Here is a 21,396-nt window from a genome sequence, read left to right on the forward strand (position 1 = left end):
TTTCACGCGGATAGGCCGACGTGAGTGTCCAGAAGGCCATGGAGGGCTTCGGTGCGTTTGGGCAGTTCGGCGAGGTTTCCGTCTTTCAGGGACTCGGTGAACGCGTTGAACAGGCTCCAGACGTTACGACCCTCAAAGGCATCATGACGGGGCTCGCGCCATTCATGAAGCACTTTCTGGATCAAACGGTTGGAGCACAGGTTCTTCTCGGAACTCGTGCTCCCGCGTGGCCGGTGACGGAGCATGGGCCAGTCCTCGTGGAAAGGAGGGGAGGAACTGGCCCTGCATCCGGCATCGGTGGCACGGCCAAGGGAGGCCGGGGCAACGGCTGGTCTGCCATTCGGACGAAGAAGGAGCCGATGCCAGACGGGCCGTTGGCGGTGGGGGAGGGCACACGTGCATGGGTGAACGCTGCCAGAGCGTTATGGAAGGCGGCGCCTGCGATCACTGATGCACCAAGAACAGCGGTGGCGTGAGCTGGACCGAAGATCGAGCGTGCCGAGGCGTGTCGAAAGTGAGGGGCGTTGCGGGGAAACCTCCCCGCTCGAAGGGGGAGCGGCCCACGAAGTCGCCGCGAGGGGAAGGCTTTCCCCATCTACTTCACCAGCTTGAAAGTGGTGCCGGTGTTCGACTCGATCATCCCATTTTGGGTGAACTGAAAGATGAACTCCCTGCCGACCAAAGCAGCCGCGCTTCGCTCGCACAGACGAACAAATGCCGGTGTCCCCATGGTTCTGTGCCAGCCTTGAGAGCCGACGTAGATGCGGGCACCCTGCCGGTTGGGAAGCACTCCTCCATTGCCTTCATAGATGGCGCGGCAAACATTCACGACCTTCCCATCTGGTGAGAGTTCGCGATACGTTCGATGCCAGGTGAGGGTTCCCGCGAAACTGATCTCATCGGTGAACTCGATTTGCCCCAAATCCTTGGCACGAGTGACTGCGACAAAGCAAGGCTTGGGAACGCTAATCGGCACGCCCTGTGGTTGTTGTGCGGCTCCAGCAGCCGGAGCCTTCGGTGACTGCTTACTGTTGGTCACATCATAGACCTTGGCCCGCTGCGACGTGATGGAGAGCGTCTTCCCAGCCTCTTTCAGTCGCAGCGTGAGGTCTGCACGCCCCTTGTGCCATTCACCGGCTTCGTTTTCGTTGTAGAACTCGATCGTGTATTCTGCCTGCCAAAGTCCGCCTTCCTGGACAATGCGGATCTCACCAATGATCTTTTCGCTGCCCACTGGCCACTTGGCTCGATGCGCTTGTTCGTCAGCACCAATCGCATCTCTCGTCAGCAAGCCCTTGTCGAGGAAGTCCACCATCGCTTCATAGTCTGCGATCATGCCTTGAAGGTCGCCTTTTGAGGCTTTGGCATGATGCTCAGAGACAAACGCTTTCACATCACTTGCCGAGATGGCTGGCGGAGGAGGGGGCGCAGGAGGCTGAGGTGGCGGTGCGACCTCTGTCACTTTCTGAGGAGGCGGCTCGTGGGGCTTCTCGATGGCCTTCGTCACAATCATCACGGACGTGCCCTGGGTTAAGTCCAAGAGTTGAGGCGTGGGAAGTTCGGGAAGCTTGGCAGGAAGTGGCGAGCTAGCCGTTTTGATGGTGGTCCACCAATTGCGGGTGGTCTCAGGTTTCCACTCGGACATGTTTCCAGGTTCCCAATAGTGAAGGCTTGAGGCCACATCGCCTGCCTGGACACTGCCATCATGGGTCTGAACGATAAAAACACCCTGGCGGCCCTTCCACTCCAGCAAGCGGGCGAGCGCACGCACTTGATTGTAGTCCGGCCCAACCACTCGATCATTTAGCGGATTCTTTAGAGGGGCGTAGATCATCAGGCAAAGCTGCTTGTCTTTGACCTGAGTGCTCCAACCCGTGTTTTCAATCTCATCGACCGGGAACGGCATCTCCACTTCAAAGACGAGGTCGGGGCAGGTCGTCTGCTTCATGAAAGTCACCTCGATCTTTCCATTCATGAGGCGCATCAGCTTCGAGCCATCATCTGAGCAAAGAATCTTGTCGCCTTCGTCCACGCCAAAAGACTTGAGACCAAAGGAGATGGGCACGCTGGGGTGTGTGAAGGCACAGACACTCTGGCCGGACAACTGCCAGGGGCCGTCTGGTTCACGGCGCGACGGCGGAACAGCCGATGTGATCAGGGTGCGCACTCCGAGCTTCCAATGCGTCTGGCCCGGCCAAGTCTCCCTTGAGCCTTCCTTCCAAAGCCTTTTGCTGATGTCGTCGAGCTTCTTGTATGCCGGGGAATCTTCCAACGGCAATAGCACGAGCTTGTCGAGATCGAAAGCCAGAGGGGCTTCATCATCAGGAAAAAAGGCAAGTTCTCCAGCCTGCCACCAGTGGAGATCACCTCCCGGCACGTCTCTTCCAGGCGGACGCGGTAACTCGATGGCCCTGCTTTCGGCAATTCGCAAAATCCACACACGGCGCGACTTTCCTTCGCCAATCGTGCAGGCGATGGATTTCTGATCAGGAGACCAGGACAGATTCCCATGAGGAAATGCAGGAACCTGAATGGACGCGGTTTTGGTGAACCGATGAAGATCGAAAATGCCAATCGCGGGCTGCGATCCGGCCGCATCTCCAAAAGCGACCATCACGTCGTCTGGCGACAGGGCAACGGGGCAATCCCTCTGCACTTGAGGGATGACTTTGGTGAAGTCCGGTTGGATTTCGCCGATCTTGGCCGACTTGATGTCTTTGGGCGGATCATAGCGAAACGGCGGGGGGGCCGGTGGAACTGGAGCAATGGAAGGAGCCGCGACCACAGGAGGTGGGTCAATCACCGGAGCTCGACCGAGGAATGAGATGGGAGACGCCAGAAGGAGTGCCGCCATCACGGAGACCCCCATTTTGACCCATCGCAGCCAGGGAAAAATCGCTGGCAACGTGTCCGCCGAAGCGGCCGTCCAGTTCCTGAGAGCTACCTGCCCCCCGATCAACCCTCCAACAAAACCACACAGCACGCTAGGAAGCAGGGCTGCGAGGCTGACCGAAAAGACAAGCCACATTCGCGAGCGCAGTGCCCGATCCAGAGAGGCGCTGTCCGCCCCGCTGGCGTCCCATGTTGCCAACGCGGTAAGGACTGCTCCCGCCCATAGAGCGCAGAAGACACCCGCTTGAATACCAAGGCGGCCCGCCTCGCCCGGCGCATGGAACCGTGACGTGAACTCCTTCCGGGCAAGAATTACGGTCACCAGCGCTGAGATCACCGACAGCGCCAAAATCAAAACGAGTTGAAGCTGCGTGCCGGCGATAAAGCCAGGTATGGTCACAATGGAACTTCTAAAGAGCGCCACCGAAAGCCCAGTGACTGCTCCCGTGATGAGTGCCATCAGAGAGGCTTTGTCCGTGATAAGAGAGGTGCCTGAATCCTTCACGGGCCGATGACTATCACACGGCTGCCAGTCCGACAACCGGAGTGTCAGTCACCAGTTGCTGCACTTTTGCGAGCATGGCCGGGGAGGGTTTCGCCACGCCGTGCTCCCATTCGCGGACATTTTTCGCGATGACCTGAATCCTCCGACCAAAGGCAAACTGGCTCAACCCCATGATCCTTCGAGCCATCAAGACTTGGTCAGCCGGGGTTTGGACAGCCACCGGATACGAGCCGAGGAAACCGATGAGGCGTGGCCAAAAGGAGGCCGTCGGAGCCACCTCGTCACGTTCCCAACGTTCATAGTGTTCGCGCAAAGTGTTCAGACGTTCAGCGGCCTGAACCTGGGTCAATTTCAAGACCAGCCTTCGAGACCGCAGGTGCTGCCCCAAGGTTACCGGCCTGATTTTGAACCCCTTCTGAACGAGCTTGCGCAACCTGACCGCCGTTCTGGAGGCCTTGAGGGTGAAGTAGCAAAATGGCAAAATAGGATGATACGTATTTCACGTGAAAACGAGTGGCTCTTTATGAGGCGGAATGCTGTTTGAAAAGGAGGCTCGACGTTACTGATGCAATTGGGAGCGGAGACTTAGCCATTTCTCCCAGGCAACGCTTTCGAGATATAGGGCTGTTTTCTCGTCGAGCGACGCAGTTTGGTTCATCGCCATGTGTTTGAACATCCACTTGGCCATCTTCGCCTGATAGGCATCCGGTTTGAACGTTGCGAGGATGGCTTTGTCCGGCTCGTATTTGCCATGCGGCCAGACGTGGAAGGTACGCGGCAGTCTACCGACGGGCGACTCGCCGGTGAGCGCAGCGTAGAAGCAGGCGAGGTTTAGAAAATGACCTTCATCACCAGGATGGGAGCTGTCCTGCGGATGTTGAAGGGCCAGATCAGGGCGCTCGTCATAAACTCGCGCCCACGCGGTGGAGCAGGGCGCGAAGAGCTTGATTTTGTTCTTCACCGCCAGATCAAAGATGCGTTTTCGACCCTCGGCCTCGCGTTCGGTCTTGCCCCAGCCCATCTCGTAGAACATCGGTTCGCCACCGGCGGCACGGATGGCTTCACAGTATCGGGTGACGGCGGCGGCATGATCTGGGCTGCCATCTTTCGGCGATTCATCCCCCATGATGAACCGGCACACGACCATCATGGCGACGATGTTCGGCTTCTCCTCCGCGATCTTATCGAGAAAGGTCTGCTCTGGCTTCACGCCATACTCGTAGCGGTTAAAACTCGGTTCGAGATAGACTCGGATGTCGCTGCCGCTGCGACCGACTGCCTCTGGGATGACTGCGCGACCGACGTGACCGGCGATCTTGCCATCCACAACTTTCGCGACCTCACGCGGCAGATCGTTCCAATACATGCTGCTGCTGCCGACAAAAAGAAGCTTCAGCGGTTCTGCGGCAGAGAGTGGAAAACACAGCGATGCCAGGACGAGCAGTATGAGTTTCATTGCTGGTTGTAGCCTTTCTTCTTCGGCAGAGCATCCCGATCTGGCGGCGGTGGCGGTTCGACGCCGTTCGCTCGCATGATGGAGCTGATCGCGTCGATCGTTGGCACGCTAGGCTTGAAGTTTCCGGGGCGGAAGCCTTGCGCGATGAGCAGCGGTGTCCAGCCGCGGTCGTTCTTCTGATTCCACACGGCGATCTTTGCGCTTTTCGCGGCGAGGAGTTTGGCGACCTTTGGCAGGCTTTTGTAGGCCGCGCCGTGCATGGCGGTCTGTTTTTTCTTGTCTACGGCATTCACGTCCGCGCCGAGACTGATGAGATACTCGCAAGCGGCCACGCATTCATCTTCAGTGCCGGCTTCTTCATCGGGCGCATAGCAGCCGAGGCCTGCAGCGGCCATCAGCGGCGTGGAGCCATCGGCGTTCGGTTTGTGTGGGTCCGCGCCGAGTTGAACGAGCAGCTTCATCATCTCCAGGTCGGCGTTGCGGCACGCGAGCAGGAAAGGCGTGGCACCGTGGAAGTTGATCGCGCCAAAGGCCTTCGCCTTGGCTCCTTTCGCGAGCGTGGCATCGACTTTGGCACCGGCTTTCACGATCTCGCGGATGAAATCGAGGCTGCTCAGTTTGCCATGCGTGTCCGGCGGCGGCTGACCGGCTTCGTCGTCGCCATGCGGCGGCTTGCGCACCCAGGTGATCGTGTGCAGCGCAGTGAAGCCGTTGCGCATGTCATTTGGGTCGGCTCCGGCACGGATGAGATCCATCGCAAGCTCGAAGTGACCGTTCTCGGCAGCCAAAAGCACCGCGCTGGTGCCCTTCGGCGCATCGCGGCCTCCAGTGGACTCCTGGGTATCGATGGCGTCATGCACACTCGCGCCAAGCTGAATCAGCTTTTTGACAGCGGCGGTCCGTCCTTCTCGCGCGGCAAACAAGAGAGCCGTGAAACCCGATTCGAGCCGATGATCGAGTTTCGCGTCATGCTTGACGAGCAACTCGATGACCTCCGCATGCCCCTCCGCCGCGGCCCACATGAGCGCAGTTTGATCCTCACGATCTTGAGCGTCCACTTTCGCACCTTTTTCGAGCAGGCCCTGCACCACACCGACGCGACCTGTGCGGCTTGCAACCATGAGCGCCGTCTCACCGCCGCGTCGTTTCACCTGCGCATTGGCTCCCGCCTTCAACAGCGTTCGCGCGATGTCTTCGCTTCCGTTTTCACATGCGAGCAGCAACGGCGTGATGCCATATCGATTCGCCAATTCGGCCTTCGCGCCCGCGGCGAGCAGTTTTTCGACGATCTCGGCCTTGTCATGGTAGGCCGCCCAGTGCAACGCCGTCGCTCCATCGGCCTGCGCGGAATTCACATCGGCCTTCGAGGCGATTTGAGCGGAAACCGCGTTCCAGTCCTGCTTTTCGGCCAAGTCGGGCAAATCGACCGCGAAGACGCGGATCGTGCTGAGAGCTACAATGGTCAGCAATCGTTTCACAGCACTTCGATGATTCCGCTGCTATCGCCGAACCTGTCGATCTTCACTCCTGCCTTGTCGAGCAACGTGAGGTGCAAGTTGGCAAGCGGGACGGTCTTTTCGTATTTGAGGTGGCGATTGCCCTTCACACCCGAATTGGCACCACCGGCGACGATGATGGGGAGGTTGGTGTGGTCGTGGACGTTGGGGTTGCCCATGCCGCTGCCGTAGAGGAGCAAAGTGTGGTCGAGGAGCTTGCCGTCGCCTTCCTTCACGGCGGCGAGTTTGGCGAGGTATTCGGCGAAGAGGCTGACGTGGAAGGCATTGATCTTCGACATGCGCTCGATCTTCGCGGGATCATTGCCGTGGTGGCTCAGCGGATGATGCGGATCGCTGACGCCGATCTCGGGGTAGGTGCGGTTTGAGGTCTCGCGGGCGAGCTGGAAGGTGATGACGCGCGTGACATCGCCCTGCATGGCGAGGACCTGGAGGTCAAACATGAGCCGTGCATGCTCCGCATAGCTCGCGGGCACGCCGCTGGGCCGGGAGAGGTCCGGCAGCTCGTTCTCCGCGACGGCGGCCTGCGCTTTTTCGATGCGGCGCTCGACCTCGCGGATGCTGTCGAGGTATTGATTCACACGATCCCGATCCTGCGGGCCGAGCTGCTTCGCGAGGCGCTGCATGTCGTCCTTGATGAAGTCGAGCAAGCTCGCCCGGCGCTGCAAAGCGGCCTGACGATCCGTTTTGCTGCCGCCATCGCCAAAGAGCTGCTCAAACACCAGCCGCGGATGCGCCTCGGCAGGCAACGGCGTGGTGGGCGAGGACCACGAGAGATTGTTTTGATACACGCAGGCGTAGCCGTTGTCGCATTGGCCGACGACCTGCATCAAGTCCATCGCGAGTTCGAGCGACGGGAGCTGCGTCTGCTGCCCGATGGCCTTCGCGGCGATCTGGTCGGCGGTGGTGCCGTTGTAGTAGTCGCTGCTCTCCGTGTGCTTCACGCGTGCGGCGCTGAGGAAGCTCGCATTCGACGTGGCGTGCGTGCCGGGATACGCAGGCTCGAGTTCGAGGTTCGAGATCACCGTGCAATGCTGCCGCACCGGCTCCAGCGACTTCAAAATGGGCGAAAGCTGCTCCAGCGTGCTCGTCGCGCCGAGATTCCACCGCGAGTGATCGGTGCCCATCGGGATGTAGATGTAGCTCAGCCGTTTTGCCGGCTGCACCACCCGATTCGCGGCTGTGGCCGCCGGGATCATCGCCTCCAGAAACGGCAACGACAACGTCGCCCCCATGCCGCGCAGCAGATGGCGGCGGGACAAAGCTTTGCGCGTGGTGAAGGTGCTCATGGCGGGTGAAACGGCGTTGAGCGTGGGAAACTGACAAATCTTCCCACCTGAGCGATCCCCACACCAGCCAAAACCTACGCCATCTCTAGCCCGCGCATGGTGGTGGTGCCGCTGCCGAAGCGGTCGGTCTCGATGCCGAGGCGTTGGAGCATGCTGACGTAGAGGGTGGCGAGTGGGTGGTTGTTGCCTTGGTCGAAGGCGAGGTGCTGGCCGTGTTTGAAGCCGCCGCCGGCGAGGATGACGGGGAGGTTGCGATTGTCGTGGCTGCTGGCGTTGCCCATGTTGCTGCCGTAGAGCACCATCGTGCGGTCGAGCACGCTCTGGCCGTCTTCCTGGGTTTGTTTGAGCTTGCGCAGCAGGTCGCCAAAGGCGCGCATGTGCTCGTCTTCGATCAAGGCGAGTTGTTCGAGCTTCTTGGCGTTCTGGCCGTGGTGGGAGAGCGTGTGGTAGCCTTCCTCGACGCCTTCGATGGGCGGTGTGATGAAGAAGCCTTCCATCATGACCGTCACGAGGCGCGTGCTGTCGGTTTGCAGCGCCAGGTGCGTGAGATCGAACATCAATTTGGCCCGGCCGATCACATCGCCCTGGTCACGGATGTCTTTGGGGGCTTTCGCCTTCACTTTGGGCTTCGGCTTCTTCTCCCACTCCTGCTGGCGGAGCATCTGCTGCTCCACCTCGCGCACGGAGGTGAGGTATTCGTCGAACTTCACCTTGTCCTCATGGCTCAGGCTGCGCGTGAGCGCCCTCGCCTGATCATGCACAGTGTCCATGATGCTCTGGCCCATGCGCAGACGCAGCACCTGTTCGTCGATCTCACTGGAGGAGCCGTTGAGGAAGAGCTTCGCAAAGACTTGCGCGGGTGAGGTCGCGCCCGGGATCGGCACACCGGCGCGGGTCCACGAGAGCGACTGCTGGCCGTTTGCGGTGAGCACGAGCGAGGGGAAACGTGTCTCGCGCCCGATGTAATCGGCGGCGAGTTGATCGAGCGAGATGGTGTTTTTGAAACTGGAGCCGCTGGGATGCGGCGAGGCGGTGAGGAAGCTCTTTTCCGCCGCGTGACCGCCATCCACCTCGGGATGGGACACGCCGCTAAAGACGGTGAGTTGCTCCCGCAGATCCTCGACGATCTTCAAGTAGCGCGAGGCCTTGTAGTCACGTCCGCTGGCCTGCGGGATGAAGTTCGGCAAATGCAGACCGAGGTTGTTGCAGATGCAAACCATGCGGCGCGGAACGCCATCCGATTTGAAGCCGGGCATGCCACCTTCCGCCGCACGGAGACCGCGTGGCGCAAGCGATTCGAGCAAAGGCAACCCAAGCGTGATGCCGGAGGCGCGCAGGAATTGACGACGGGTGGTGATCATGACGATTTCTCAGCGGGTTTTGAAAAGGGTGCTCTGCACAACCGCGTGGATGATTGAGCGGAAGCCGTGACCGGATTCGCGAGTCTTGGCGATGATGCGCTCGATCTCCTGGCGATCCGCGATGCTGATGGGGGCACCGGTGGCATACACGACAAGGTTGGACGCGACGGTGCGGGCGATCTGGTCGGGATCGGCGAGGAGGAGTTGTTTAAAGTCGCGGATGTTTTGAAAAGCGCGGCCGTCGTGCAGCTTGTCGGAGGAGTTCACGGGAAGGCCTTCGCTGTAGAGAATGGGAGGCGGCGCGTCCGGCAGATAGCGGATGCGATTGGAGTCGCGGTCTTGTTTCAGGGCTCGGTAGGTGGTGCGCCAGCCGCCAATGACATCAAAGCTCTCCAGCGCGACGCCGGGTGGATCGATCTTCACATGGCAGGTGGAGCAGCTCGCGCTGCTGCGATGTTTTTCGAGCTGCTGCTGCACGGTGACCGCGCCGCGGATGTCGGGCTCGATGGCGGGCACGCCGGGCGGTGGTGGATCTGGCGGGATGCCCATGATGCGCTCCAGCACCCATTTGCCACGGATGACCGGTGAGGTGCTGGTGCCGTTCGCGGTGACCTTGAGCACGCTCGCCTGAGTCAAAACACCGCCGCGCACGCTATCGGCAGGTAGCGAGATTTTTTGGAACTGGGTGCCGCTCACCCCACCGATGCCGTAATGCCTCGCGAGCAGATCATTGAGCATCGCGAAGTCGGAATGAACAATGTTTTGAACGCTGAGGTTGTTTTGGAGCAGCTCGCGGAAGAAGGCACGTGTCTCCTCGCCGATGGACCACTGCATGAGCTCACTGTGCTCCGGATAGAGATCGGAATCAGGCGCGGTGAAATCGAGCAGGCGCTGATCCAGCCATTCGCCGAGGAAATGATCGAGAAAACGTGCCGAACGCGCATCGCTCAGCATGCGCTCGGTTTGCGCCTGAAGCGCCTTGGCATCGCTGAGATCGGTCTGGAGCAGTTTTTCATCGGGGGATGAGTTCCAGAGGAAAAAGGCCAGCCGCTCAGCGATCTCGTGATTCGCGAGCTGGGGCTCGGAGGAGCCGCCTTGATGATAAAGAAAGCCCGGCGAGGTCAAAACCGCCTTGTAGCCGCTGCGCATGGCCTGCTCGAACGGCACGCCCTCATCCAGCCAGCGATGCACGAGCGCGATGAAGGGCTGCGGACGATTCTCCGCGCCACGAAAAGCCGCGGCAGCAAAGGAGGTGAGCAGACGCGTGGCATCGTCCTTAGGTTTTGCAGACGCGAGCCGCAACGTCGCATGAAGTGGCTCATTCACCCGTGTGCGCTTGTAGAGCATCTCGCCGCCGATGCCTTGCTTCGGGTCGTAGATGTTGCGGTTGCCGCTTTCCTTGTTGCGCTTCGACTTCGGGAGCTGTGTGAGGCGCGGCCGAGCGGTGTCGCTGGGCGGCGAGTCGAGGTGGGCGTTCACGTCTTTGTTCGGCTCCACATCGGGAATCGGCTCAACGGGCACGCCCGCCCAGAGCCGCTGATGTGAGGCTGGTGGCCAAGCGTCGTAAATCGGCCCCTCCACCTCCACCCATTGCACGACCACGGCAGGGCCTTGGTAATCCTTCTGCTTCAAATACCACTGCGGCCCCTCGAAGCGCATTTTCCGGAGCGATGACGGATAGATGCGGAACATCTGACCGCGCTCGAGATGCGCATCGAATTCAAACACCTGTCCTTTTCCCTCGGGAGCTTCGTCCACGCTCACATGCCCGAGCACCTGGCGCGGCACCTCATCACTCTCCTTGTGCCCCGGTCCGCCCATGCGAACCGTGAGCGTGACCGGCTCCTTCGAGCGCAACGCCCGCGCCGCGACCTTCACACGATACCGCGCTGAATGCGGCACGACCCAGGTGTCGAGCAACGAGTTCATGTGCGAGAAAAAGTCCGGCGCGAACATCGCGATGCCATCCGGTTCCGGCGTGTGCGGCCCGCTCCGGCGATACTCCTCCATCATCCCGTGCGTCTGGAGGTAGCTGAGCCGCCATTTTTTCACCGGCGGCTGCTCGATGAGCTTCGTCGCCTCATCCATCGCCACATCGATGGCCTGCAAATACGACTCCATCTGCACCGCCGACACATTCAACGCCGCCCCCACCGTGTCGAATCCCGCCGCCTTCGCATCCGGCGGCAGGAGATCGCGAATGCGCAATGGCACGTGCAGCAAATCGCTGAGCGCGGTCTCAAACTCGATGCGGTTCAACCTTCGCACCACGCCGCGACCATTCGCGGCCTGTTTCGCGAGATCCGCCTCCACCAGCGGCTTCGCCAACTCAGCGAGGAAAGCCTTCCGCGCATCCGCCGAAGGTTGATCCGCCTTCTTCGGCGGCATGTCACCATTTTGCACCTTGTCATGAACCTTCACCCAACGCGGCGAAAGCGGATCAAAGGCAAGTGATGTGAGATCCAGTCCGCCCTTCTTGGAATCCCCGTCGTGGCACTCGCAGCAGTGCGTCTCGAGAAAAACGTCGCCCGGAGCAAAGCCGAAAGCCCAGCCGCAACAAAACGCAGTGAAAGCAGTAATGACGAGTCGAAGCAAACGCATACCGCGCGTGAACGCAGGAAGCTCTGTCATCTATCGAGTGCGCTTCCGACCGATGAGGGATTGCCAAACACCGGACTCTTCACAATGCCGACGATGATCTCACTGAACTTCCAGCCGTTCGCCTTGGCGCGGCGGACGATCTGGCGCACGGCAGGGGCATCTTCGGGTTCGAGGCCGCGGCCGAGGGCGTAGGTCATGAGTTTTTCCGTCAAAGCGGTGACAAAGAGTTCGGGGCGCTTGAGCAGCACGTCTTCGAGGCCGCTCACGCCTTCGAACTCGCTGCCATCCGCGAAACCGCCGTGCGAGTCGGCGTCGGCATGCCAGCGACCGATAGCGTCGTAGTTTTCGAGCGCAAAGCCGACGGGGTCCATGAAGTTGTGGCAACTGGCGCAGGCTGCCATTTCGCGATGTTGGGCAAGGCGTTCGCGGATCGGCAGAGATTCGCTGATCACGCCATCAAGCGCGGGCACATTGGGAGGAGGCGGTGGAGGCGAGGCGCCGAGCAGGTTTTTCAAAATCCAGTGCCCGCGAATCACCGGCGAGGTGCGCGTGGCATACGACGTCACGGTCAGGATGCTGCCATGACGCAGCAGGCCGCCGCGCTGCCAGTCGGGCGCGAGTTTTACCTCGCGGAAGCGTGAGCCGTGGATGTGCGGGATGCCGTAGTGCGCAGCGAGGCGCTCGTCGAGCCAGGTGCGGTCGGTGCGCAGCAGTTCGAGCACGCTGCGGTCGTTTTCGATCACATCGGCGAAGAGCAGGTTCGTCTCCGTGCGCAGGGATTCGCGCAGGTTGTGATCGAAGTCAGGAAACAATCGCGCGTCGGGCGTGATGGAGTCGAGATTGCGCAGGTAGAGCCACTGGTCAGCGAAGTTCGTCACCAAGGCTTTCGCCCGTGGGTCACGCAGCATGCGGCGGGCCTGTGCCTCGACATCAAGAGGACCTTGCGATAGCAGTTCATCGTCCGGAAGGCTGCTCCAGAGGAAAAACGAGAGACGGGAAGCGAGTTCGAGATCCGTGAGAAGATAGGGCGACTGTGGCTGCTCAGCCTCGGTGCGGAACAAGAACTCACGACTGACTAGGATGGCGGCGATCGCCGATTCGATGCCTGACTCGAAGTTCTTTGCTCCTTCCACAAAGGGCAGCACGCGTGCGAGGTCCTCGTCCGTGATCGGACGCCGCCACGCACGGCGCATTATCGGCGTGAGCACGGCTTTAGCATCGGTTGAGCCGGCGCCGAAGAGTACTCGGCGGCTTGGGGTGTCCCCCATGTCTTTTGCGTTGTAAGGGCCCGTGATGGTGACCTGATAAACCGCCGGCGAGAGTCGTGGATGGCGATGGAGGTTGAAACTGGACTTGTAAGGCTGCCGCAATCGTTCGAGCACGGGGGAACCTTTTGGCAGGAAGGTGACACCGATGTCGTGCTGACCGGCGGGGAGGTGCAGCCGCGTCTTCAGATGCGCGTCGATCTTCTCGTAATTTCTGTCTTTCGCCGGTTTGACGGTGAACTCGGCCTTCACCTCGCGGTTCACGAGAATCTGCAATTCATGCTCGCCGTTCATGCCCTCCACCTGCTCGTTGCGATCGCGTTGCAGGCGGACTTGCACGTCGTAATCGCCCTCGCGAGAAACAACCTGCGGGATGAGCACACCGCCACGCGTGCCGAGCGGCAGACCCGAGACGTGATACTCCTGCGTGATGTCAGGACGCACGCGCACCGTTGTGATCTCCGGATTGTCGAAGGTGCCGACAGCCTGCCGCGCGATCTTCTGCGCGGCGGTGATGTAGCGGTCGAGCAGGGCAGGGGGCAGGTCGCCAACGGTGACGTTGTCGAAGCCATGGCTGATCTCATCCGTGGGGAAGGCGGCCTTCGCATCGAAATCCACCGCCAGCAGATCCCGCACCGCGTTTTGATACTCCACGCGTGTGAGCCGGCGCAACGTGGGGCCACGTCCCGGGCTGGGTGGCTGCTTGTCCAGTTCGCTCGTGAGTTGCTGAATGACTGCGTCGTAGCCTGCGTCATCGGGCCGCTTCTTGCCGATGGGCGGCATCTGGCGGGCGTTGAGCTGTTTCACCACCGTCTCCCAGGTGTCCGCGTGTTTGACGATGTCGTCGCCGAGAATGGAGTCCAGATCGACATCGCCCTTGTTCGCATTGGCATCGTGACAATCGATGCAATAGCGCTCCAGCACCGCACGCGGTGGCGCGGCAGCGAATGCGTGCGCGCATGATGCGAGTAGCAGAATGGCGGCGGCTCTCATGTCAGCTCGTTCAAGGTTCCCGTGCTGTCGGCGAAGCGCTCCTGCTTCACGCCTGCCCGCTGCGCCATGGTGAGCCAGAGATCGGCGAGGGGGCGCTTGCCTTCGTAGTGGAAGTGGCCGCGTTGCCAGCCACCTCCGGCGATGAGGACTTCGAGGTCGGCGTAATTGTGCTGGTCGCCATCGCTGATGCCGCTGCCCATGACGAGCGTGGTGCTGTCGAGCAGGCCGGTGGCCTTGAGACGCTCGACGACGTGGGCGTAGAACTCGACGTGGAAACGGTCGATCTTCGCCACGGCGGCCTTCGCTTCGTCGCCCTTCGTGTGGGTGAGCACATGGTGATTCTGCGGCTTGTCGAACAGGCCGTGAAACATGCGCGGCGAGTCCCAGCGCTCCGGATCGATGACGAGAGTGGCCACGCGGGTGAGATCGTTTTGAAACGCGAGCACGAACAACTCTGCCTGCAGCCGCAGGTAGTCGCCGCGTGTCTCGGGAATGCCCGCCGGTTCGGGGAGCGGTGGCTTGCGCATTTGTCGGGCGAGTTTCTCGGCGCGTTGGATGCGCGTCTCCGTGGCGCGCACACTCTCCAGATACTCGCCGAGCTTCTCCTGGTCATCGCGGCCGAGTCGGGCGTTGAGCGCCTTCGCATCTCCCATCACTGCATCGAGCACGCTGCGGGTCGCATTGCCATCGGGTTTGCCAAAGAGGCGTTGGAAGACTGTCCGCGGGTTCTTCTCGACGTTGGCCGCGTAACCCGGCGCATACCAGGAAATGCATTCGTGGTAGCGCGTCTCCTTGTTATCGGCGTGGTCATTGGTGCTGAGTTCCAGCGACGGCAGCAGCGAGTCCGCGCCGATCTGTCGGGCAATGACTTGATCGAGCGTCGTGTTCGTCGGGAAACCGCCATCGAGTGTCTCCTGCGGAGCGGAGGAGGTCAGCCAGCATGATCCGCATTGCGCATGCACCCCGGTGCCGCCGACAAACTGTCGGTCGAGGCCGGTGATGAGCGTGATGTCGTCCTTCATCTTCGCCAACGGTGAAAGCGTGGGGGTGAGTTCCCAATCCACTCCTGTTTTCTTCGGCAGGAATGCGGCCTGGTTGTAGCCGTTGGGTGTGTAGATGAAGGCAAAGCGCTGCGGTGCAACCGGGGCGGCTTTCCCGAGGCTTTCAAGCCATGGAAGTCCCAGCGTAACTCCGGCGGCGCGGAGGAAATGGCGGCGGGTGACGGGACGGGCGATCATGATCGTGGATGCAACGCTGCGGAAGAGATTCTCCTGACAGAACAAAGACCGTTCAAGGTGCCACTAGGCCGAACGCACCGTCGCGCAGGCCCTGCGCACCACCTTTGATTTCGGGTGGGGTGAAGCTGTGAACTTCGTTCCAGCTCTTGCCGCCATCCGTGCTGCGCAGGATATTGAAGCGCGGCTTGTCGATGCTGATGAGCGTGCCTTTGTCGCTGGCAATGACTTGGCCCGCAGGCACGGTGGCGGGCAGGTCGCTCCATGTTTTGCCGTCGGCGCTGGCGCGGCCCGGTTTGCCGGTGAGCCAGAACTCGGCCCCCACCACACTAAGCGTGGCGCGCTTCGTGCCGGTGGCGTGCGGACCATCCCAGGTCTCGCCGCCGTCGCTGCTGGTCCATGCGTTGGCGGCATCGGCGTCGGTCATCACAAGCAGCTTGCCGTTGGATTCCAACGTGCCGCGTCCGGTGGAGGCATCGAGTCCCTTTGGCACGAGCCATTTCCAGCTCTTGCCGAGATCATCACTGGCGAAGAGATGACCGAACTTCGGACCTTCTTTGCCGCGATTGTCACCCAGCGCGAGGAAGCGTCCGCTCGCATCGCCGCAGTAAACGGGGCCGACATGATGTGTGCTGAGTTTGTAGCCGCGCGGATCGTCTTTGAAGGCGCCCCACATGCTGAAGGTGCCAAAGCTCGCGCCGAGGTCGCGAGTGGAAGTCATCGTCATGTAACCGGCGGCGACAAACGCACCCTTGCCCGCGGCGATCTTCCACGTGCCGGGCATGATTAACGGATCACCCTTGCCCTCTGGCAGCTTCACCTTGCCGTGCGTGAGGTGGCTCCATTTCATGCCATCATCGGACGCCAGATAAATCGTCGCGCCACCCCAGCCCACGCCGATGACAAACACGCCATCGCCATAAGCCACCGTCTTCGTCGCCCACGGGCCGTGATCCGCACCCGGCGCGGCGAAGAAGGTCTGCTGCCACGTCTTGCCATCGTCCTTCGACACAATGATGCGCGCTCCGTGACCGACGACCACAAACGCACCAACCTTTGGGTTCGGGTTCAAATCACCTCCCAGCGGCAGGTCATTGCGGATCTTCTCATCGGCGGGCGATTCCTCGGCGGAAAAGGCCACTGTCGTCAGGAACGTGGCGAGGATAAGCAGGTGTTTCATTGTGTGTTGCGGATGTGGGTAAAGGGATAGGACTTCACGATCTCCACGATCACGCGGCTGAACTTCCAACCGTCGACTTTCGCGGCCTCCTCGATCTGCGCGACGACGGGCATGTCATAGACGGCGAGTTCGCGACCGAGCGCGTAGCTCAGCAGGTGCTCGATGAAGCCGCGGGTAAACTCGTGCGGGTTTTGAGCGAGCAGTGCTTTGAATTCGGCGGGGCCGTTGAAGGGAGTGCCGCTCCATTCGGCGCGGGCATCGACAGACTGGCTGCCGTCCTTGTCGCGCCAGGAGCCGATGGCGTCAAAGCGCTCCAACGCGAAGCCGGGCGGATCGAGACGGACGTGGCAGGAAAAGCACGCGGACTTGTCGCGATGCTGCTCGAAGCGCTCGCGCACGGTCTGCGGCGTGCTTTGCGACTGCGGCTCGTCTTTGAGTGCAAAGGCGACCTTGGGCTCCTGCGGCGGACGGTTGAAGATGGTTTCGAGCAGCCAAGCTCCGCGCTTGACCGGACTGGTGCGCACTGGCAGCGAGGTGACGGTGAGCGGGCCGGCCATGGTGATGTAACCGCCGCGGCGCTGGTCCTTCAAAGGGACGCGGATCCACTTGGAGTTTTGCTTGGCGTCGATGAGCACGTTGCTGTTGGCGGTCTTGGAAAGCGTGGCCGCATCGATGTCGTAGAGCTTTGCGAGTCGTCCGTTGAGCCAGGTGTAGTCGGCGGCGAGCAGATCGAGAATGCTGCGATCTTCGACGAGGACGGTTTCAAAGAGCAGCAGCGCCTCGACCAGCATGGAACTGTGCAGCGTGACCTTGCCCTGCGGGCCGCTGTAGAACCCTTTGAAGAGTTTGGGGTCAGGCTTCGCTGTCATGAGCTGATCCAAGCGCAGCCATTGCGTGGCGAAGGACTCGCTCAGCTCACGAGAACGCGGATCGCGCAGCAGGCGCCGGGTTTGCGCTTCCAGCACGGCGGGATCCGTGAGTCGAGCACCGAGCAGTTCGTCATCCGGCGGCGCTGCCCAAAGGAAAAAAGCAAGCCGGGTAGCGAGTTCGTGATTCGTGAGCGATTTCACACTACCGTGGCCCGTGCCCGTCTCCGCGATGTAGAGAAACTCCGGCGAGGTCAACGCGGCGGCCAGAGTGGCTGTCATCGCGTCCTCGAACGACAACTCACGATCACGGGCATCGTTGAAGACTTCGATGTAGCGTGAGACGGTTTTGTCATCGACGGGACGACGGAAGGCGCGAGCGAGGAAAGGGGTGAGACGCTCACGCGCCACGTTGCGTCTTTCCCTCTCGGACATTTTCTGCCCCGGCTCCGTTGTTGGCGCAACGGCAACAGCGGTCGCCCCATCGGTGAGGAAAGCGAGGTCATCGAACAGTGCGTAGTTGCCGCTGAACTTCGAGCCATCGAGTCGCAGGCCGACGATGTGTTCATTCTTCGGAGCGCGGAAGGCAAAGAAGGTGTTGCCGCGCCCACCTCCGGTGATGAAATCATGTGAAAGCTGGGAAGTGCCACCGCCGCTGAACAACGCCGTCATTTCGATTGTGCCCGACTCCTTGTCGCGACTCAACGCACACAAGGCCAGTTCGGTGATACCTTCACCGCCGACGCCGCCTTCGATCGTGAAGTCGAGCGTGAGCACTTTCTCCTGCTTCTCGTGATTCGTGAAGAGCGACTCACCAGAGGTCTCGCCAGCAGTCGAGAATCCCGCGACCCACAAATCCTCGTGTGCCGTGGTGACGAGCGACTTCGAGGCAAAGCGCACGCGGATGGGCTGTCCCGCCTTGATGACGATACTGCGTCCGGTCGCATCCCACACGCCGCCCGTGCCGTCCGCGACTGCGGTCTGCATCGCGAAGCGGAACTGGTAATCGAGCGTGCTTACCGCACCGTTTTTGGCCTGAAACGGCAGGTTCAGGTTGGGCGCGAACTCCTTCGACGCGGTCCAGGTATTCACCTCGCCTTCCTCGATCACAGGCTGGGCTTTCAGCGGCTGCGCGGGGTCATGAATGAGTGTGCGGAAGATGCTGCTGAGTTGCGGCAGTTTTGGGCTGGCAACGATTTCGCGTGCGGCGGCGAGGTATTGCTCCAGCAGCATCGGCGAGAGGTTCATGGCCTCGCCACGATTGCGAAAGCCGTGTTCCGCGCGGTTTTCACCGGGCAAACCGAGGTCGGGCAGCAACACGGGATACTTCAATCCATACTCGCGCATGGAGACCTCGACGCTATCGCCCATCCTTCCGCTCGCAGGTTGAAAGTAGCTCTTGTTGGAAAGCGGCAAGCGCTCAGGAAACATGAACACGTCCATCTCCAGGCCAAAGAGATCGCGCACGCTGTTGTTGTATTCGAGGCGGGTGAGACGTCGCAGGACTGGATTCCCCGGATCGAGCGCATCCAGCACCGGATCCGGCCGCGCAGCGATGTCCATGATCCACGCCATGAGTTCCTGCCGCTGCGCTTCGGTCGGCTGGGATTTTTGCTTCGGCGGCGGCATCTGATGCGACTCGATCTTTTCATAGACCGAGCGCCAGATGCCGCGATCACGCATCACGGCGGCTTCATCCGTAAAGCCAGACAAATCGAGATCGCCCTTCTTCGCATCGCTGTCGTGGCAGTCGAGGCAGTGCGTGTCGAGAAACGTGCGGAAGTCAGCAGCGCTGCTTGAGACAGGGATTAAAAGTGCGGCCGCAAGCAGGTGCCTCATGGAAGGGTGGAAAGCTCGAATTGCGCGACCGTGAGGCCGGTGTCCTGCTTGAACGAGGACAGCAGGAAGGAAGCGACGATGTTACCGACCGGCGTGGGATGACGCGCCCGCACATGAGGCCGACGGTCCACCGGTTTGAAGCGGTCGATGGGAATCTCGAGTTCGCACCAGCCCTGCGGATCCGGGTGGAGTTCATCGCGTCCGATCTTGCACTCGAAGTTGCCGCCGAATCCACCCGCAGGCTGGTTGGTGAGCAGCATGAGCTGAAGCGGTGCGCTTTCCGTTTGTTTGAGGCGGTAGCGGATCACGCTTGTCTCCGTGACGACCAGCGCGAGCGGGGGATTGAGATACCCGGTGCGCACGGAAACGCCGAAGTGGGTGACGACCGCACCTTCCTTCGTCTTTTGCGCGACATAAGGACTGGCGACCATGCGACCGCCCTCCGGCGTGTCATGCCAGATTCCGCGCCAGATCTGCGGCGGGACGACGGTGGTGAAATCAAAACGCCAGCGTGTGAGCGGCTCCGGCGTGACGGCAGGATCGAGCTTGAGGCTGCTGTTGAGCGATGCCACGGCGCTCGATTGAGCGGGAACATCGATCGAACTGCCATCCGCCAGTCGCTTCAGCTTCACGAGGCCTTCATCGACCTTCAGCAGCGTGTCATCGGGACGCGCAGACAGGTTGAAGGTGGTGCCGACAATCTCCGCCTCCGCACTCGGTGTGCGCACGATCATCGGATGCCCTAGCGGCTGCGGCTTCACTTGCGCGGAGAGCGATCCCTTGCGCAGCACGAGCAGTTTTTGGGTCTCTTCGGAGAATGAGAGTTCGGATTCGCCCGTGAGCGAGATGATCGTGCCATCGGCGAATTGAAGCTGCGCACTCGCGGCTTCCCCCAACGTTTCCAGTGTGCCTGCCGCGAGTTTTTCGCCCTCGCTGACATTCACGCGCATCTCGCCGCCATGATTCCACACGACGGTGCCGGACGAATCGACCAAGGTGAGCACCGGCGCGTCCCGTCGGCCCATCCACAGCCAAGCGCTCGAAGCGAGAAGCGCGACGGAGGCTGCGAGAGCGAGCCAGTGTGTGAAGGTGGCGCGCTTGTCTGCGACGCGAAGCGAGCCGGCAGGCGCGTCAGTTCCACGCTGGCGAGCCATGTCGCCCATCGCCACTGCCTGCTCGGCGATTTCGCGCAGATGATCGCGAAGTTCCGCGTCATCGCGCAGGCGATGATTCACAGCCGCATGCTCCGCAGGCGTGAGCGTGCCGTCGAGGAGGCGTTGGATGAGAAGATCGTCGTTCATGCGGGGGAGAGGCGTTGATCGACACACTTTTTCAACTGGCGGTGCAGGCGCGAGAGGCGCTGATAAACCGCTTCAACGCCAGCACCGACCTTCTCGGCGACTTCGTGACAGGAGTGGCCTTCAAAGTATCGCAGTTCGAGAAGCTCTCGCGACTTGTTCGGCACGTCGGCCAGGCACTCGCGTAGCGCCTCCATGCGTGCGCCTTCCGGTTGCGAGGCTTTCGTCTGCCATTCGTGATCGAGCAGTTCCAGCACATCCGGTTCGAGACCCAGCGTCTCGTTCTTGCGCTTCCGCAGCCAGTCGATGGCCTCGCGCCTTGCGGAGACGGTGGCCCAGGACAGCAGCGCGCCCTCGTGCTCGAAACTGGCACCACGCGTGACCGACTTCAGCGCGACATTTTGAAAAATGTCCTCCGCCGCCTGCGCATCGCGAACGATCAGCCAAGCCGCTGCGCTGAGACGCTGACGCGCCGCAAAGAGGTGTCGGAGAATGGTTTCGTGGTCGAGGGGCATGGAACAATTCGGCAACGGTTCGAGACGGGAATTCCTGACACGGTGATTGAGAGACGGAACCCGTCTCTTTGGGGATTTGCAGCAGGGCACCGTTCGAGCTTCCTGATTCGTCTGGTGGAACGGGCGCCGGGCATCCCGGAGCGCGCGTCCCAGGCGAGAAAATGCAGAATGCCCCGGCCTTGCCGAAACCGCAGGAGCACCTTCATCCCGCTCTCGCGTCGAGAGCGGTCTCAATCACCATGAATCCCGCCGCGTTCTGCGGCATGGACAACGGCCCCTCTCACCCACGATGTCCGCCGACGCAAGCCCCTCGAAGAACGCGCCCAGATGTCAGACATTGACCGTCTGCGTCACTCCTGTGCCCATGTGATGGCCACCGCCATCCTGCGCCTGTGGCCGAACACCCAGTTCGCCTACGGCCCGCCCGTCGAGAACGGCTTCTAATGCGACTTCGAGCTGCCGGATCATTGAGAAATGCTTCCCGAAGGGAGGCGGATCAGAGCCCTCTCAAACGGCAACTTCATGGACCTCCGCACGGTCAGCACGTCGGCAGATCATCGAGGCAAAATCCAACGTCCAACTCGGCG

General features: G+C 61.2%; 14 protein-coding genes. 1 reads left to right on the forward strand and 13 read right to left on the reverse strand.

All coding sequences use genetic code 11. From position 1 onward, the window contains the following. The first annotated feature begins 20 nt into the window (after positions 1 to 20). A complete protein-coding gene (locus tag KDL09_RS14570; protein WP_294386437.1) occupies positions 21 to 476 on the forward strand; it encodes a hypothetical protein in 456 nt (151 codons plus the stop codon). 119 nt (positions 477 to 595) lie between these two features. Here the strand turns inward: KDL09_RS14570 and KDL09_RS14575 are convergent, their stop codons facing one another. The 13 genes from KDL09_RS14575 to KDL09_RS14635 form a co-directional block, all read right to left on the reverse strand. Next, positions 596 to 2,854: a hypothetical protein gene (locus KDL09_RS14575; RefSeq protein ID WP_294386439.1), complete on the reverse strand. Its 2,259-nt coding sequence runs from the start codon at positions 2,852 to 2,854 to the stop codon at positions 596 to 598. Positions 2,855 to 3,410: 556 nt separating this feature from the next. Further along, positions 3,411 to 3,878 carry a helix-turn-helix domain-containing protein gene (locus KDL09_RS14580; RefSeq protein ID WP_345781092.1) on the reverse strand — a complete coding sequence of 156 codons (468 nt, stop codon included), beginning with the start codon at positions 3,876 to 3,878 and terminating at the stop codon, positions 3,411 to 3,413. A 78-nt stretch (positions 3,879 to 3,956) separates the two neighbouring features. Continuing rightward, complete coding sequence (locus KDL09_RS14585) at positions 3,957 to 4,853, reverse strand: hypothetical protein (protein ID WP_294386444.1); 897 nt, start codon at positions 4,851 to 4,853, stop codon at positions 3,957 to 3,959. Then, complete coding sequence (locus KDL09_RS14590; RefSeq protein ID WP_294386446.1) at positions 4,850 to 6,331, reverse strand: ankyrin repeat domain-containing protein; 1,482 nt, start codon at positions 6,329 to 6,331, stop codon at positions 4,850 to 4,852. The genes KDL09_RS14585 and KDL09_RS14590 overlap by 4 nt, the downstream gene beginning before the upstream one ends. Then, on the reverse strand, positions 6,328 to 7,656 hold the full coding sequence (locus KDL09_RS14595; RefSeq protein ID WP_294386449.1) for a DUF1552 domain-containing protein: 1,329 nt from the start codon (positions 7,654 to 7,656) through the stop codon (positions 6,328 to 6,330). Before KDL09_RS14595 ends, KDL09_RS14590 begins: the two co-directional genes overlap by 4 nt. A gap of 74 nt (positions 7,657 to 7,730) precedes the next feature. Further along, a complete protein-coding gene (locus KDL09_RS14600) occupies positions 7,731 to 9,017 on the reverse strand; it encodes a DUF1552 domain-containing protein (protein WP_294386452.1) in 1,287 nt (428 codons plus the stop codon). Between the two features lie 9 nt (positions 9,018 to 9,026). Then, positions 9,027 to 11,618, reverse strand: a complete 2,592-nt coding sequence (locus KDL09_RS14605; protein ID WP_294386456.1) for a DUF1592 domain-containing protein — start codon at positions 11,616 to 11,618, stop codon at positions 9,027 to 9,029. Between the two features lie 26 nt (positions 11,619 to 11,644). Next, entirely contained in the window at positions 11,645 to 13,876 is a 2,232-nt protein-coding gene (locus KDL09_RS14610) for a DUF1592 domain-containing protein (RefSeq protein WP_294386459.1), read from the reverse strand. Then, on the reverse strand, positions 13,873 to 15,114 hold the full coding sequence (locus KDL09_RS14615) for a DUF1552 domain-containing protein (protein ID WP_294386464.1): 1,242 nt from the start codon (positions 15,112 to 15,114) through the stop codon (positions 13,873 to 13,875). The genes KDL09_RS14610 and KDL09_RS14615 overlap by 4 nt, the downstream gene beginning before the upstream one ends. A gap of 52 nt (positions 15,115 to 15,166) precedes the next feature. Beyond that, positions 15,167 to 16,291: a sialidase family protein gene (locus KDL09_RS14620; RefSeq protein ID WP_294386467.1), complete on the reverse strand. Its 1,125-nt coding sequence runs from the start codon at positions 16,289 to 16,291 to the stop codon at positions 15,167 to 15,169. Beyond that, positions 16,288 to 18,996, reverse strand: coding sequence for a DUF1592 domain-containing protein (locus KDL09_RS14625; protein ID WP_294386469.1), 2,709 nt, complete (start codon positions 18,994 to 18,996; stop codon positions 16,288 to 16,290). The genes KDL09_RS14620 and KDL09_RS14625 overlap by 4 nt, the downstream gene beginning before the upstream one ends. Continuing rightward, the gene (locus KDL09_RS14630) at positions 18,993 to 20,297 is read right to left on the reverse strand and encodes a FecR family protein (protein WP_294386471.1); all 1,305 of its coding nucleotides are present in this window, start codon (positions 20,295 to 20,297) and stop codon (positions 18,993 to 18,995) included. Before KDL09_RS14630 ends, KDL09_RS14625 begins: the two co-directional genes overlap by 4 nt. Next, the gene (locus KDL09_RS14635; RefSeq protein WP_294386472.1) at positions 20,294 to 20,809 is read right to left on the reverse strand and encodes a sigma-70 family RNA polymerase sigma factor; all 516 of its coding nucleotides are present in this window, start codon (positions 20,807 to 20,809) and stop codon (positions 20,294 to 20,296) included. The genes KDL09_RS14630 and KDL09_RS14635 overlap by 4 nt, the downstream gene beginning before the upstream one ends. Positions 20,810 to 21,396: the final 587 nt, after the last annotated feature.

This window comes from Prosthecobacter sp. (genome assembly GCF_020439865.1).
Lineage (GTDB): Bacteria > Verrucomicrobiota > Verrucomicrobiia > Verrucomicrobiales > Verrucomicrobiaceae > Prosthecobacter.

What these genes read in the sequence shown, in the direction of transcription:
- KDL09_RS14575 (WP_294386439.1), bottom strand. Translation starts at nt 2,854, where the DNA reads ATGGCGGCACTCCTTCTGGCGTCTCCCATCTCATTCCTCGGTCGAGCT.
- KDL09_RS14585 (WP_294386444.1), bottom strand. Translation starts at nt 4,853, where the DNA reads ATGAAACTCATACTGCTCGTCCTGGCATCGCTGTGTTTTCCACTCTCT.
- KDL09_RS14595 (WP_294386449.1), bottom strand. Translation starts at nt 7,656, where the DNA reads ATGAGCACCTTCACCACGCGCAAAGCTTTGTCCCGCCGCCATCTGCTG.
- KDL09_RS14600 (WP_294386452.1), bottom strand. Translation starts at nt 9,017, where the DNA reads ATGATCACCACCCGTCGTCAATTCCTGCGCGCCTCCGGCATCACGCTT.
- KDL09_RS14605 (WP_294386456.1), bottom strand. Translation starts at nt 11,618, where the DNA reads ATGCGTTTGCTTCGACTCGTCATTACTGCTTTCACTGCGTTTTGTTGC.
- KDL09_RS14610 (WP_294386459.1), bottom strand. Translation starts at nt 13,876, where the DNA reads ATGAGAGCCGCCGCCATTCTGCTACTCGCATCATGCGCGCACGCATTC.
- KDL09_RS14615 (WP_294386464.1), bottom strand. Translation starts at nt 15,114, where the DNA reads ATGATCGCCCGTCCCGTCACCCGCCGCCATTTCCTCCGCGCCGCCGGA.
- KDL09_RS14620 (WP_294386467.1), bottom strand. Translation starts at nt 16,291, where the DNA reads ATGAAACACCTGCTTATCCTCGCCACGTTCCTGACGACAGTGGCCTTT.
- KDL09_RS14625 (WP_294386469.1), bottom strand. Translation starts at nt 18,996, where the DNA reads ATGAGGCACCTGCTTGCGGCCGCACTTTTAATCCCTGTCTCAAGCAGC.
- KDL09_RS14630 (WP_294386471.1), bottom strand. Translation starts at nt 20,297, where the DNA reads ATGAACGACGATCTTCTCATCCAACGCCTCCTCGACGGCACGCTCACG.
- KDL09_RS14635 (WP_294386472.1), bottom strand. Translation starts at nt 20,809, where the DNA reads ATGCCCCTCGACCACGAAACCATTCTCCGACACCTCTTTGCGGCGCGT.